At 44.5% G+C, this 14,714-nt stretch carries 16 protein-coding genes; 1 reads left to right on the plus strand and 15 read right to left on the minus strand.

What is annotated here, in order from left to right; genetic code table 11:
- Positions 1-126: 126 nt before the first annotated feature.
- The 13 genes from OCV52_RS10435 to yceD form a co-directional block, all read right to left on the minus strand.
- On the minus strand, positions 127-894 hold the full coding sequence (locus OCV52_RS10435; protein ID WP_137409085.1) for a TatD family hydrolase: 768 nt from the start codon (positions 892-894) through the stop codon (positions 127-129).
- A complete protein-coding gene (locus OCV52_RS10440) occupies positions 885-1,850 on the minus strand; it encodes a DNA polymerase III subunit delta' (RefSeq protein ID WP_137409086.1) in 966 nt (321 codons plus the stop codon). The genes OCV52_RS10435 and OCV52_RS10440 overlap by 10 nt, the downstream gene beginning before the upstream one ends.
- A gap of 6 nt (positions 1,851-1,856) precedes the next feature.
- On the minus strand, positions 1,857-2,489 hold the full coding sequence (gene tmk, locus OCV52_RS10445) for a dTMP kinase (RefSeq protein ID WP_137409087.1): 633 nt from the start codon (positions 2,487-2,489) through the stop codon (positions 1,857-1,859).
- Between the two features lie 10 nt (positions 2,490-2,499).
- Positions 2,500-3,516: an endolytic transglycosylase MltG gene (mltG, locus tag OCV52_RS10450; protein WP_137409088.1), complete on the minus strand. Its 1,017-nt coding sequence runs from the start codon at positions 3,514-3,516 to the stop codon at positions 2,500-2,502.
- Positions 3,513-4,355: an aminodeoxychorismate lyase gene (gene pabC, locus OCV52_RS10455; RefSeq protein WP_137409089.1), complete on the minus strand. Its 843-nt coding sequence runs from the start codon at positions 4,353-4,355 to the stop codon at positions 3,513-3,515. The genes mltG and pabC overlap by 4 nt, the downstream gene beginning before the upstream one ends.
- Positions 4,356-4,457: 102 nt before the next feature.
- Positions 4,458-5,702, minus strand: coding sequence for a beta-ketoacyl-ACP synthase II (fabF, locus tag OCV52_RS10460; RefSeq protein ID WP_004737382.1), 1,245 nt, complete (start codon positions 5,700-5,702; stop codon positions 4,458-4,460).
- A 93-nt stretch (positions 5,703-5,795) separates the two neighbouring features.
- A complete protein-coding gene (gene acpP, locus OCV52_RS10465) occupies positions 5,796-6,029 on the minus strand; it encodes an acyl carrier protein (protein WP_004737381.1) in 234 nt (77 codons plus the stop codon).
- Positions 6,030-6,195: 166 nt separating this feature from the next.
- Positions 6,196-6,930 (minus strand): 3-oxoacyl-ACP reductase FabG, encoded by a 735-nt coding sequence (gene fabG / locus OCV52_RS10470; protein WP_004737380.1) that lies wholly within the window; start codon positions 6,928-6,930, stop codon positions 6,196-6,198.
- Between the two features lie 24 nt (positions 6,931-6,954).
- On the minus strand, positions 6,955-7,878 hold the full coding sequence (fabD, locus tag OCV52_RS10475) for an ACP S-malonyltransferase (RefSeq protein ID WP_061033776.1): 924 nt from the start codon (positions 7,876-7,878) through the stop codon (positions 6,955-6,957).
- An 80-nt stretch (positions 7,879-7,958) separates the two neighbouring features.
- On the minus strand, positions 7,959-8,909 hold the full coding sequence (locus OCV52_RS10480) for a beta-ketoacyl-ACP synthase III (RefSeq protein ID WP_061033777.1): 951 nt from the start codon (positions 8,907-8,909) through the stop codon (positions 7,959-7,961).
- Between the two features lie 5 nt (positions 8,910-8,914).
- The gene (gene plsX, locus OCV52_RS10485; RefSeq protein ID WP_137409090.1) at positions 8,915-9,940 is read right to left on the minus strand and encodes a phosphate acyltransferase PlsX; all 1,026 of its coding nucleotides are present in this window, start codon (positions 9,938-9,940) and stop codon (positions 8,915-8,917) included.
- A gap of 9 nt (positions 9,941-9,949) precedes the next feature.
- Positions 9,950-10,120: a 50S ribosomal protein L32 gene (gene rpmF, locus OCV52_RS10490; protein ID WP_004737376.1), complete on the minus strand. Its 171-nt coding sequence runs from the start codon at positions 10,118-10,120 to the stop codon at positions 9,950-9,952.
- A 35-nt stretch (positions 10,121-10,155) separates the two neighbouring features.
- On the minus strand, positions 10,156-10,683 hold the full coding sequence (gene yceD / locus OCV52_RS10495) for a 23S rRNA accumulation protein YceD (RefSeq protein WP_137409091.1): 528 nt from the start codon (positions 10,681-10,683) through the stop codon (positions 10,156-10,158).
- 149 nt (positions 10,684-10,832) lie between these two features.
- Between yceD and OCV52_RS10500 the strand changes: the two genes are divergently transcribed.
- A complete protein-coding gene (locus OCV52_RS10500; RefSeq protein WP_137409092.1) occupies positions 10,833-11,414 on the plus strand; it encodes a Maf family protein in 582 nt (193 codons plus the stop codon).
- Positions 11,415-11,930: 516 nt separating this feature from the next.
- Here the strand turns inward: OCV52_RS10500 and OCV52_RS10505 are convergent.
- Both OCV52_RS10505 and rluC read right to left on the minus strand, forming a co-directional pair.
- The gene (locus OCV52_RS10505) at positions 11,931-12,956 is read right to left on the minus strand and encodes an IS110 family RNA-guided transposase (RefSeq protein WP_137409202.1); all 1,026 of its coding nucleotides are present in this window, start codon (positions 12,954-12,956) and stop codon (positions 11,931-11,933) included.
- A 226-nt stretch (positions 12,957-13,182) separates the two neighbouring features.
- Entirely contained in the window at positions 13,183-14,127 is a 945-nt protein-coding gene (gene rluC, locus OCV52_RS10510) for a 23S rRNA pseudouridine(955/2504/2580) synthase RluC (protein ID WP_061033780.1), read from the minus strand.
- Positions 14,128-14,714: the final 587 nt, after the last annotated feature.

Raw genomic sequence — 14,714 nt, forward strand, 5'->3', positions numbered from 1 at the left:
TACAAATGTTATAATTCACGCTCTCAAGTTCAACATAATTCGTAAACATTAAAAAAAAACGTATTTTTGGTGATCAAAAACACAAAAAGGGAGCTTTCGCTCCCTTTTATTTGTTTAGTTAGTTTTTTATCGCAAAAAAAGTTTTTGGTAATTTTTGGTCGTTTGTTCAGCAACCTCTTTCATCGATACACCTTTTAATTGCGCGATGTAGGCCGCCACTTCCACAACATATGCAGGTTGATTCTGCTTTCCACGATATGGAATCGGTGCTAAGTATGGAGAATCCGTTTCAATCAGTAGCCTATCTAACGGCAGATTCTTAACGACCTCTTTAAGTTCTGTTGCTTGCTTAAAGGTCACAATGCCTGAAATTGAAATATAGAACCCTAATTCCATAGCCGCTTCAGCAAACGCCTGATCTTCAGTAAAACAGTGGATAACACCACCGCACTTCTCAGCGCCACCGTCACGAAGAATCGCAAGTGTATCTTCACGCGCATTACGAGTGTGAATGATCAAAGGCTTGTTCAGTTCAACCGCAAGCTCAACATGCTGTTTGAATCGCAGCTGCTGCAATTCCGCAGTTTCAGGTTGATAGTGGTAATCTAAGCCGGTTTCACCTATCGCAACCACTTTAGGGTTACTCGCGTATTCACGCATTCTTTCAAGGCTGAAATCACTTTCAACATCAAGAGGATGAACGCCACAAGACGCTTTAACGTTATCAAACGGCGCTATCATTTCGAGCATATTTTCAAACGAATCTAGTGTCACACCCACAGAAAGTAGTTGTTCAACATTCGCTGCTTTCGCTTTGTTAACGACATCTTCTACACTGGTGTGTAAATCTTGGTAATCCAGCTTGTCTAAATGACAGTGGGAATCTACGAACATGTTTCCTCGCAAGTGGCTATCAGCCAATTCATTATGAGTAGCTCCGTATTGAGCCCAGGGTGTTGCTTCAACTGCTCAGTCAATATCAACAGTTTATGTGCTGCAGTATAGGCGCTTTGATAAGACATCACCTCACGCAGCGCATTAGCGCTGGGAGTGATAGCCGTATTCGCTAAGCCAAAATGCAGCTTCTGTACGTCAGACAATAAGTGCCATAACCAACCCAATTGAATCAAAGGGTCTTTGCTAAGCTCTGTCGAGAACTTTAGCATGTCAGGTTGAGTGCCTTTGATGATATTAACGAAACCGTCGAACACTTTCTCGGAAGCCTCTACACCGCCCTCTTCAAACATCGCTTTCGCTTTCAACGGGGCATTGTCGTTAAGTGCCAAAATATACGCAGGAACGACCTTACCCACTTCCCCGTCAAGCCATGCTGAGCCCGCTTCCAATTGTGGGCTCACCACATTGAACTGCTGACAGCGGCTGATGATGGTTGGCATTAGGCGATTACTGTTACGAGTCGATAAAATGAAAATACACTGGCTTGATGGCTCTTCGAGAGTTTTCAAAAGAGCATTAGAAGCCGACTCGTTCATCGCTTCAGCAGGCTCAAGCAAGATAACGCGTAAACCGCCCAACTGGGATGACTCTTGAGCCCAGCGATTACTAGCACGAACTTGATCAACCGTGATCGATTTGCCTTCTTTCTCTGGCGAGATGACATGAAAATCAGGATGACTGCCCGACTTCATTAACTCACAGCTATGGCAAAAACCACACGCCTCACTTTCATAGTTTGTGCACATTAATGCATCGGTAAGTTGGCTAATGAGAGCTTCAACGCCCAACCCTTCCGGCGCATTAACAATCACCGAATTAGGAAAACGCTCAGAATCGAGGCTTTTTTTCCACTCACTCCAAACTGGTGTGAGCCAAGAATACACTTCCGCCATGACTGCCTACTGTTGGTCTAGCCACGTACTAAGCGCTTGCTTAATATCTGCGGCTACTTGTTCTATCTCTTGCTCTGCATTGATCACAAGAACCGAATCATCTTGCGCAGCAATCTCAAGGTAACGTTCACGCGTGCGATCGAAGAAAGAGATATCCATCTTTTCAATTCTATCTAGCTCACCACGGCCACGTGCACGCTCAAGCCCTACTCTAGGGTCTAAGTCCAAGTATAGAGTTAGATCCGGCTTAAAATCGCCTAGCGTGGTTGCTTTCAATGATTCCATTGTCGTACGCGCGATCTGGCGACCACCACCTTGATACGCTTGAGAAGACATATCATGACGATCACCCAATACCCATTTACCGCTATCTAAAGCAGGCTTAATCACGTTTTCGACTAATTGAACACGTGCAGCGTACATCAGCAGTAACTCAGTCATGTCTTGAAGCTTTTCGCCTTCGTGCTCTTCTTTGACCAGTGAACGCATCTTTTCTGCCAGCACAGTACCGCCTGGTTCACGAGTGTTTACGAGCTCTTCAACACCAGAAGCTTTCAATGTCTCAACAATGGCATTGATAGCTGTACTTTTACCCGCACCTTCAAGGCCTTCAACCACGATAAATTTCGACTGATTCATAATTCGTTCTTTATTTGTTTCTTCTTAATTGTTTTAAGTAAGCTCGTACTGCACGGTTGTGCTCAGCCAAACTCTTTGAAAATACATGCCCACCTTTGCCACTCGCGACAAAATAGAGGTAGTTACTCTTTTCTGGATTCAGAGCCGCATTAATTGACGCTCGACCTGCCATGGCAATCGGCGTTGGCGGCAGGCCACTCATAGTGTATGTGTTGTATGGCGTTGGGGTTCTTAAATCTTTCTTACGGATGTTACCATCGTAGCTATCGCCCATTCCATAAATCACCGTTGGGTCCGTTTGTAGACGCATACGCTTGTTTAAGCGATTAACGAATACAGACGACACACGTTCACGCTCTGAAGCAACGGCCGTCTCTTTCTCAATAATAGAAGCTAGAATCAGAGCTTCATAAGGTGACTTAAGAGGCAGTTTATCCGCTCTGTTTTCCCATTCATCGTTCACCACGTTCATTAGGTCTCGATGGGCGCGCTTCAACAAATCTAAATCGGTTGTGCCGTAGGTGTAGTGGTAGGTTTCGGCCAAGAACAAACCTTCTAGCTTCTCATTTTCAATGCCAAGCTTTTCAGCGATCTCTTTTTCAGACACACCATCTAACGTCTGTTGAATGAATTCATTGTCTTTTAGCTGCACGAGCCATTCGTCGAAACGACTGCCTTCAACAAAGGTAATTGTAAACTGGTGCTCTTTACCCTCTACAAGTACTTGCAGCGCTTGCTCAAGCGTTAACCCCGGCTCTAGCAAGAAAGTACCCGCTTTTACGTCAACAAGGTCAGGGTGAAGCTTACGGATTAATTTCTCATAAGGAGATGCCTCAAATAGGCCCTCATTGATTAACTGAGCCAGCACGCGGTTAAAGCTGCTGCCTGAAGCAACGGTAACTACCTGCGGCTTTTCTAATTGAATGACTTGTTTCAGGTTATCTTGTGCTTGGTTATACACATAGAACCCGGCAGCACCCGCTGCAATGAGGCACAAGATAATAAAAATAAATAACTTTTTGATCACGAGTTTAGTTGTCCTTGAAGGCTACGAGTAACGGTTCCAATGTCGAATTGGGTTTCACTAATACGGGTAACAGGGGCAACCCCTAAAATGGAGTTGGTGATGAAAACCTCATCAGCTTGCATGAGTTGAGGTAAGCAATAGTCACCAATAGTAACGGAAAGTTCAGTTTGGTTCAGCGCAGTTAACACTTGCTTACGCATAACTCCCGCTACACCACTTTGGGTTAGCTGAGGCGTACAAATCACCTCACCTTGGCGCCAAAACAGATTGGCCATGGTGGTTTCAATCACATTGCCAGAGATATCAAGAACCAAACCGTCAACTTCACCAGCTTGATCCATCTCGTCTTTCATCAGTACCTGCTCAAGACGATTGTTATGCTTGTGACCAGCAAGCAATGGGCTCAGCCCTAAAGCTTGGCGACAAATCCCGAGTTCGACTCCGGTATCTTGCCATGCCTCATAATGGCTTGGGTAATCAAACGTACTAATGGTAATGGTTGGCTTAGCAATGTTCTTAGTGCTGTAGCCTCTGCCGCCAGCACCGCGGCTAACATGCAGCTTTATTCCGGCTTTTCTACTATTAAACTTATTTGCACTTTCGAGGTGGCAGTTTTGGATGTGTTGAATTGCGCTATTGAGCCAAACGTTAACCACATTCCAATCTAATGCAGAAATACGTAACGCTTTTAGACATTCATCGACACGCTGTTGATGGTCCTGAAAATGCTGGATCTGACCATTTTGGACAAGCATTGTCGTAAAACAGCCGTCTCCGTATTGAAACGAACGATCTAAGATGTCGATAGTTTGCTGGCTTTGTCCGTCAATCCAAAACATGTTTTTCCCCATAAAAAGAAACGGCTCAATGCTAAGCATCAAGCCGTTTAAAAACAAGTCTAATTATGACTATCTACGACGTTTAGGTCTTTTATAAGATGATTAAATCTTTTTGAAGATCAAACAGCCGTTTGTACCACCGAAACCGAAAGAGTTACATGCAGCATATTCCATGTTGCTAACTTTACGAGCAGTATGAGGTACTAAGTCAATGTCTAAGCCTTCTTCAGGATCATCTAGATTGATTGTTGGTGGAACAATTTGGTCAACCAGAGACATAGCCGTAATGATAGCTTCAGCAGAACCAGCGGCACCTAGAAGGTGACCTGTCATTGATTTCGTTGAAGAAACCAATACTTGCTTGCTGCCAGCTTCGCCAAGAGCACGTTTGATGCCCTTCACTTCTGCTACGTCGCCTGCAGGAGTCGATGTACCGTGTGCGTTAACATAACCGATTTGTTCACCAGTAATGCCAGCATCACGCATAGCCGCTTCCATTGCTAGTGCGCCACCAGAACCATCTTCACTTGGAGATGTCATGTGGTAAGCGTCACCCGACATACCGAAGCCAACTAGCTCACAGTAAATCTTAGCGCCACGAGCTTTAGCGTGTTCGTACTCTTCTAGAACCATCATGCCAGCACCGTCACCAAGAACGAAGCCGTCACGGCCTTTGTCCCATGGACGAGAAGCTTTTTGAGGCTCGTCGTTGCGAGTAGATAGTGCTTTAGCTGCACCAAAACCACCCATACCTAGTGGTGTAGATGCTTTTTCAGCACCGCCCGCTAGCATTGCGTCAGCATCGCCGTATGCAATCATACGTGCCGCGTGACCAATGTTATGTAGGCCAGTTGTACATGCAGTAGAAATAGCGATGTTAGGACCGCGTAGACCACGCATGATAGACATGTGACCAGCAATCATGTTCACGATCGTTGACGGAACAAAGAATGGGCTAATTTTACGAGGGCCTTTTTCAGTAAGCGCTTGGTGACCGGCTTCGATCAAACCAAGACCACCGATACCAGAACCGATAGCCACACCAATACGTGGTGCGTTCTCATCAGTAACAGTTAGACCAGAATCATCAAGTGCCTGAACACCTGCTGCGACGCCGTATTGGATGAATAGATCCATTTTACGAGCATCTTTTTTAGACATGTACTCTTCGCAGTTAAAGTCTTTAACTAGACCTGCAAAACGAGTTGAGAAATTGGTTGCATCAAAGTGCTCGATATTCACGATACCACTTTGACCAGCTAGCAGGGCTTTCCAAGAAGATTCTACAGTGTTGCCTACCGGTGACAACATACCCATGCCAGTGACAACTACACGACGCTTGGACACGATTTTACACTCCGGAGATTGAGGTGATTTAAGATGAGGATAGATGAGTTAGAGAAAACACAGGCGGTCGAGGTGACCGCCTGGGAGAGATTATTACTGAGCGCTAGTTACGTAATCGATAGCTGCTTGAACAGTAGTAATTTTCTCAGCTTCTTCATCTGGGATTTCAGTGTCGAATTCTTCTTCTAGAGCCATTACTAGCTCAACTGTGTCTAGAGAATCTGCACCTAGGTCATCAACGAAAGAAGCTTCGTTTTTAACTTCAGCTTCGTCTACACCTAGCTGTTCAACAATGATTTTCTTTACGCGTTCTTCGAGGTTGCTCATTTTTTCTTTTCCTTTACAGAGTTCGCTTTATGCGATGTTTTCCGTAGTTTATTCAATCTATTGAAAGTTGCAAGGTCAACTTTTCTGGTCAAACCACAATTTTCACGATTTTAACCGAAATTACGTATGATCTTGACTTAAATCATGCACAAATGTTGCACATAATTTAAACCATGTACATACCGCCATTGACGTGAAGTGTTTCACCTGTGATATAAGCTGCCGCAGGCGACGCCAAAAATACCACAGCTTCAGCGATTTCGCGAGGGTCACCTAGTCGACCTGCTGGTACATTCGCCAAAGTTGCTGCACGTTGGTCATCATTTAGCGCTTTAGTCATGTCAGTTTCGATGAAACCAGGAGCAACAGTGTTCACTGTAACGCCACGAGACGCAACTTCACGAGCCATTGATTTAGTAAAGCCAATTACGCCAGCTTTAGCTGCTGCGTAGTTTGCTTGACCAGCGTTACCCATAGTACCCACTACAGAACCAACGTTAACGATACGGCCTTCACGCTTCTTCATCATGCCACGCAATACAGCTTTAGACATGCGGAAGATAGGTGTTAGGTTAGTGTCGATGATGTCATTCCATTCGTCGTCTTTCATACGCATTAGTAGGTTGTCACGAGTGATACCTGCGTTGTTAACTAGAATGTCAATCGCACCGAATTCATCGTTGATGGTTTTCAGTGTAGCAGCAATTGAGTCAACATCAGTTACGTTAAGAGCAAGACCTTTACCGTTCTCGCCAAGGTACTCACTGATTGCAGCAGCGCCGCCTTCAGATGTAGCAGTACCGATAACTTTAGCACCACGCTCAACTAAAAGTTCAGCGATTGCACGACCGATACCACGGCTTGCGCCTGTAACTAGTGCAACTTTGCCTTCTAAATTCATCATAACTTCTCTATTAAGTGGTTATTACTTAGCAGCTTCTAGTGATGCAGTGTCATTAACTGCAGCAGCTGTCATAGTTTTTACGATTCGTTTTGTTAGGCCAGTAAGAACTTTACCAGGACCTAATTCAAGTAGCTTCTCAACGCCTTGCTCGTTCATCGCTTGTACACCTTCAGTCCAACGAACTGGGCTGTAAAGTTGACGAACAAGCGCATCTTTAATTTTTGCAGGGTCTGTTTCAGCAACAACATCAACGTTGTTGATAACAGGCAATGCTGGCGTGTTGAATTCTAGAGCTTCTAGAGCTACCGCTAGCTTGTCTGCTGCAGGTTTCATTAGCGCACAGTGAGACGGTACAGATACTGGTAGAGGAAGTGCACGCTTAGCGCCCGCTTCTTTACATAGTGCACCAGCACGCTCTACTGCCGCTTTGTTACCCGCGATAACAACTTGGCCAGGAGAGTTGAAGTTCACTGGAGAAACAACTTCACCCTGTGCCGCTTCTTCACACGCTTTAGCAATCGCTTCATCATCTAGACCGATGATTGCGTACATTGCACCAACGCCTGCAGGAACCGCTTCTTGCATTAGCTGGCCACGTAGTTCAACTAGCTTGATCGCTTCTTTAAAGTCGATAACGCCAGCACATACTAGTGCAGAATATTCACCTAAGCTGTGACCCGCTAAGTTTGCAGGTTGCTCTAGGCCAAGCTCTTGCCATACACGCCAAATTGCAACAGACGCTGTTAGTAGAGCCGGTTGAGTGCGGAAAGTTTCATTTAGATTTTCTACTGGGCCATCTTGAACTAATGCCCATAGATCGTAACCAAGTGCTTCTGAAGCTTCAGCAAATGTTTGTTTAACAACATCATACTGTTCGCCTAGGTCTGCAAGCATACCGATAGCTTGAGAGCCTTGGCCTGGGAATACGATAGCAAACTTGCTCATTGTAATTTTCCTTTAAGCAAAGCAAAAAATTGAATAAGGCACATAAGTTATGTGCCTTGTTTGTAGGTTTTCGCTTAGGGTTAGAATTTAACTAACGCAGAACCCCAAGTGAAGCCACCGCCAAATGCTTCCAATAGAAGCGTTTGACCGCGTTTAATTCGTCCGTCACGAACAGCCTCATCCAAGGCTGTTGGTACGGTAGCCGCTGACGTGTTGCCGTGCTTATCAAGGGTGATCACCACTTGATCAAGTGACATTGTCAGCTTTTTCGCCGTTGCTGAAATAATACGGTAGTTCGCTTGGTGTGGAACTAACCAATCAAGCTCTGACTTATCCATGTTATTTGCAGCTAATGTGTCTTTAACCAGCTTAGATAGCTGAGTTACCGCCACTTTGAATACTTCGTTGCCCGCCATGTGCAGCCATTTATCCGCATCACCGCCACGCTCTGGTACTTCAAGGCTTAGTAGCTCACCGTATTTACCATCAGAGTAAATATGTGTCGACAAAATACCTGGCTCTTCGCTTGCGCCTACAACAACCGCGCCTGCTGCATCACCAAATAGGATGATCGTAGAGCGGTCAGTCGGATCACAGGTTTTTGACAGTGCATCGGCACCAATCACCAAAACGTTCTTACACATGCCTGATTTGATGTGCTGATCAGCAACAGACAAAGCATAGACAAAACCAGAACACGCTGCAGCCAAATCAAACGCAGGGCAGCCTTTAATACCAAGCTTACCTTGTACCTGACACGCCGAAGACGGGAATGTGTGGCTACTACTGGTGGTCGCAACGATGATTAAATCAATATCTTCTTTGTCGATACCCGCCATTTCAATGGCATTTTCAGCAGCGTAAAACGCCATATCTGCAACGGTTTCGTTCTCCGCTGAAATACGACGCTCTTTAATACCTGTTCTAGCAACGATCCACTCATCGCTGGTCTCTACCATTTTCTCTAAGTCTGCGTTAGTACGCACCTGAGATGGCAAGTAGCTGCCAGTACCTAAAATTTTGCTATACATGAAGACTAATAATGCCTCTCGAGTAAAACCGCTTCCAAACGATCGCTAATGCGGCTGGGGACTTGTCGTTTGACCTCGTGTACTGCCTCGCCAATCGCGTTGACAACTGCAGATACATCAGCACTTCCATGACTTTTAATGACAATGCCGCGCAATCCTAACAAACTTGCGCCGTTATACTGGTCGGGGTTCAAGGTTTTTAATTCAGTAAATAGCTCAGAAAGCAACATTCTGGCTATCCAACCCTTTATTGTTGAAGCCATCATGCGCGTTTTTAGCTTATCAATAAAGAGCTGAGCCGTACCTTCGCACGTTTTTAAGCAGACATTGCCCACAAAACCATCACATACGACGACATCAGCAGCATCTTGCAGGAGTTGATTACCTTCAATATAGCCTATGAAGTTCACAGACTGAGTATTCGACAACATTTCAGCGCATCGTTTTACAAGGTCATTACCTTTAATTTCTTCGGCACCGATATTTAAAATAGCGACACGTGGAGCGCGACCTAAATGTTGTTCCGCTAATGCACTGCCCATTACAGCAAATTGGAAAAGCGAATCTGCATCACTAGACACATTTGCCCCTAAATCAAGCATCCATGTGCGATTTCCTGAGGCGGTAGGCAAAGCTGAAACCAATGCAGGCCTATCAATACCAGGAAGGAGCTTAAGTCGGAAACGGGACAAAGCCATCAATGCGCCAGTGTTGCCACCACTCACACAAGCATCCGCTTGAGAGTCGGCGACCAGATCAATCGCAGCACGCATGGAGCTACCCTGACTGTTACGCAAGGCTAGTGAAGGTTTTTCAGAATTGGAAATAACTCGATCACAATGCTGAATACTCAAACGAGAGTCAGGCATTCGACCTAATGAAGATAATTGAGATGTGATCGCGTTTCGATCACCTATGAGAATGACTTTTAGCTCTGGGAAATACGACAGTGCCTGCACGGCGGCAGGCACTGTTACACGAGGACCGAAGTCCCCGCCCATTGCATCAAGCGCAACGGTTAGATTTTGCAAAGGTCAACCTTACTTGTTGATAACCTTTTTGCCGCGGTAGAAACCTTCCGCAGTCACGTTGTGACGTAGGTGAGTTTCACCTGAAGTTGCGTCTACAGAAAGTGCAGCTGTAGTTAGCGCATCGTGTGAACGACGCATGCCACGCATTGAACGTGATTTCTTGCTCTTTTGTACGGCCATTGACCCTACTCCTATGTAAATTCTTAAAGAAGCAGTTACTTCTTCAAGCTTTTTAAAACATCAAATGGATTCGGCTTCTTGTCTTCCTCAATTTCTTCAGGAAGTTCACCAAACACCAAGTTATTTGAGTTAACGCTACATTTCGCATTATCGTGCATTGCTATTTGCGGCAATCCAAGGATGAACTCGTCTTCAACTAGTTGAATCAGGTCTAACTCACCGTACTCGTTCAGATCTACCAAATCGTACTCTTCCGGTGCTTCCTCTTCACTTTTCTCATTATAATAAGGAGTATAAGTGAATTGGACATCGCACTCATGTGCGAAAACCTCATTACAACGCTGACACTCTAAATCGACTTCGACGTTAGCTTTACCAGAGATAACGACTAATCGTTGTTCATCAAGCCCAAATGACAATGAGACTTGCGCGTCACGTTTTACGCCTTCAGTTGCCTCAGCTAAACGCTTAAAAAGACTGGTTTGGATGATGCCATCTAAATCTAGTCGTTTCTGAGCCGTTCTTGCCGGATCAACTGTACGCGGTATTTTTACCTTTTGCATAGGGCGCGAATCTTATCTTCCAAATCGAGTTTAGTCAAAGGAAATGGCAAAAAAAGTACACTTTTTTACCTTTCCCATACAGAGCATTATGAATAGCGGGATAACTTCCTATATCCTACTGTAAATGCTTCTATGAATTGTAAATTAAAATGAAAAATTACCAACTAGTTTTAGCCTCTACCTCACCATTTAGGCAAGAGATCCTCAAAAAACTACAAATTAGCTTCATTACGGCAAAGCCTGATTGTGATGAAACACCGATTACGGGGGAGACTCCACAACAGTTGGTAATGCGCCTTGCTGAAACCAAAGCTAAGTCTTGTGTCATTGATCAACCAAGCTTAGTGATTGGATCTGACCAAGTCTGCGTGATCGATGGCGAGATAATAGGTAAACCTCACACTCGTGAAAAAGCGATTGAGCAGCTATCTCGTCAAAGTGGCAAGAGCATCACTTTCTATACAGGAGTAACCGTATGGAACAGCGAAACCCAACAAGCTGACACGCGTCTCGATACCTTTATTGTTCACTTCCGTGATTTAACCGAGCAACAAATCATCTCTTATGTTGAAAAAGAAGAGCCGTATTGGTGCGCTGGCAGCTTCAAGTGTGAAGGGTTAGGTATCGCTTTGTTTAAAGAGATGGAAGGAAAAGATCCAAACACGCTTATCGGCCTGCCGCTTATCGACTTAGTCGATATGTTAGATGCACAAGGAATGAGTGTGCTTTAACTCGCGCTTATCACTCTTACAGAGATTCCCTACTCCTTCCTTCGTCATTCTAGGGAATGACGGAAGTTGTCTCTTGAACTTTAAAGAAAACACGATATGAAGACCATAGTAGTACCACTCAACTTTTAAAAAGGTCACTGCTGTCTCATTAATAATGCGGAAGACAGTAACCCAAAAGTTGTTCGACCGAGGTAACACGTAAACACAAGGTACTATTTTACTCGAATAGCAAAAAGTATCGTCATCCCCAAGAGTGAGGGACGTATATGGACTCCCCTAGTATTGCAAGGAAACGAGTAAAGGTATGCAAGTGCACGTATATTCGGTTTCTTTATGGGGAGCTACCCCGAACCTCTATGGCTTAATCCACTCAGCAAAAGTTCTTATCGAGCGTGTGGTGTATTATCACCTTCGTCCCTCTCAGAGTTTCTTTTGCTTGCTATGCTTACTCTTTACCATAATTTACTTGCTTACATGGGGGGATTGATGTCTCCCTTAAACTTATAAAATCAACTGTTAAGCGATTAACGTCTCATTATAAGATTGATTGCTTTTCAGCATGGCACAAGCCATTCTGATCGTTTTGTTCGCAAGGGCGACAACCACTTGGTTAAACGACTTTCTTTCTAATAAGTTTCGTATCCAGCAACTTAAGCGATCTTCTTTATCTCGGATATTCGCTACCACCGCTCTTGCTCCATGAACGACAAGAGAGCGTAAGGTTTTATCACCTGATTTACTTATTCCGTGGTTTTTGTTCTTACCACCACTGCCAGTATGAGCCGGAACTAAACCTAAGCTCGCACTAGCTCCTCGACCATTTCTATAGGCCGAAGCGTCACCCAGACGGGAAAAAATGGCACTTGCAATCACCCAACGTACACCTCGTAAAGTGATTAATAACTGGCAAGCGGGTATTTGCTTTGCAAAGTCTATAAGTTGCGATTCAACTCTCTCGATAGGCTCATCAAGATTTAGTAGCTGAGCATGTAATTCTCGGAGAACGAATCGAGTTGTCGGTGTTAATTCATTCTCCATATCTTCGATAACGAAAGGGAGTAGTTCTCGCAGTTTATTGGCTCCTTGTGGGAAGGTAATGCCACATTCCGCTGCATAGCCACGGATACGTAGACTTACTGCCGTGCGTTGTTTTATATAGCTTTGTCTTAAACTCAGCAGCATTGCGATATCTTGCTGCTCCGGTGTTTTTACAGGTACAGCATGAATATCGGAGCGTAAGGAAGCTTCGTAAATCGCGATAGCATCATTAGCATCGTTCTTATTACCACTGCGATACGGCTTCACTTTTTGGGGAGGTATCATTTTGACGGTATGACCACGGCTTTGAAACGTTCGTCCCCAATAATGAGATGCTGCACAGGCCTCTATGCAAATGGTTGCGTCAGGGTGTTGGCTGATGACCGTTAGCATTTTCTTTTTAGACATAGCTTGGTTCAACTTACGCTTGCCATGGCGGTTAAATACCGCGACTTGAAAGACGGATTTGGCTAAATCAATCGAGATTGTGTTAAATTTATTCATGGTATGGGCTCCTGTTTTTGGTTCGCACCTGTAACTTTAGCTGACGCTGTCAGTTGAGGTGGGGAGTCCATACCATTGAGCGAGTTGGGGATCTCTTGTAACAAGCACAAACAAAAAAGGTTGACGAAATTCGTCAACCTTTCTCAATTATAGATACTGAAGAACAAATTTAGAGACACTCTATACCTTCGTATCTCGTATCTCGTATCTCGTATCTCGTATCTTCTTAAAGCTTACGTAAACCAGTCAGCGCTTTTTCTAATCGCGCTTCCATCGGAGCTGAGATATCCATCTTCTCTTCGCTACCCGGATGCGTAAACTTGATGTTTGCTGCATGTAGGAACAAACGATCCAAACCAACCTTTCCCGTGTAAGCATCAAAACGACGATCACCATATCGGTCATCCCATGCTATTGGGTGGCCCGTATATTGAGTGTGTACACGAATTTGGTGCGTTCGACCGGTAATCGGGCTCGCTTGAATCAGTGTCGCATCTTTGAACTTCTCTAAAACCTTAAAACGGGTTTCCGAGGCTTTACCATTCGGGTTAACACGAACGATACTGTTTACTTCATTTTTCAGCAGAGGCGCGTTCACCACCTTACAGCTGTTCTTCCACTCGCCCATCACTAAAGCGAAATAGTATTTTTGAACCGTTTTTTCACGGAATTGCGCTTGAAGATGTCTTAGCGCCGAGCGCTTCTTAGCAACAAGCAAGATGCCAGACGTATCTCTATCGATACGGTGCACTAACTCGAGAAAGCGAGCTTCAGGACGAAGTGCACGCAATGCTTCAATTGCGCCAAACTTAAGTCCACTACCGCCATGAACGGCAGTGCCCGATGGTTTATTTAGAATCAGCATGTGATCATCTTCATAAATGATGCACTGTTCCAATTCTGAAACCTTGTTGAGTTTCGTGCTTGGCACGTTCTCTTCGACTTTCTCTTCAATGGTAACTGGCGGGATACGAACTAAATCACCAGCTTTTAGTTTGTACTCAGCCTTGATGCGTTTTTTGTTTACGCGGACTTCGCCTTTACGCACGATTCGGTAAATCATGCTTTTCGGGATGTTTTTTAATTGGTTGCGTAAGAAGTTATCAATACGCTGACCAGCCATATCTTCGTCAATATCGACAAATTGGACTTGGGTTCTAATTTCGCTCATTGCGCTATTGTATCACTGTCACTTTTGATAATTGAGATTTTCTTAGGTCTATTCTGAACTAATTTACTCTTAATTCTTGATCATCTACCACCAAATGGTCGCTAAAGTTCTATATTTCTTTGATTCTTCGAACAAAAAAGCACCAAGATTCCTGCAAATTAAAATATCAATTGATAAATTATTTATAGACAGTGAGTTAGAGCTATCAAAACACAAACAAAAACTGTTTTTTTTACAGCATTCCGACAAAGCAGATTGCTGTGTTTACCGACCACTGCTATAGTTCACAGCTGCTATCAACGGTTTGACTAAAATTTAAACAGACAGTCGTTCATAAGCAAGTAAATGAGTAGATAACTCAGATTAGACAGTGCTGCAATTGGCGTAAGACACAGTCAACTGAGTCCCCTTATCGCTCTACTCACGTACGCTCATGTTGAGTATTCACCGCCACATCGCGGATCATAGGCTAACTCCCTATGATGACTGACGTGCCCCAGAGCATCCCTCTCCAGCCGGGAGGCTGCACCGATAAAGCCATGGGATCTGGCACCATGAGAAACGAAATAAAGCGATAAGTACAATGA

It is taken from the genome of Vibrio chagasii, assembly GCF_024347355.1.
GTDB classification, from domain to species: Bacteria; Pseudomonadota; Gammaproteobacteria; order Enterobacterales; family Vibrionaceae; genus Vibrio; species Vibrio chagasii.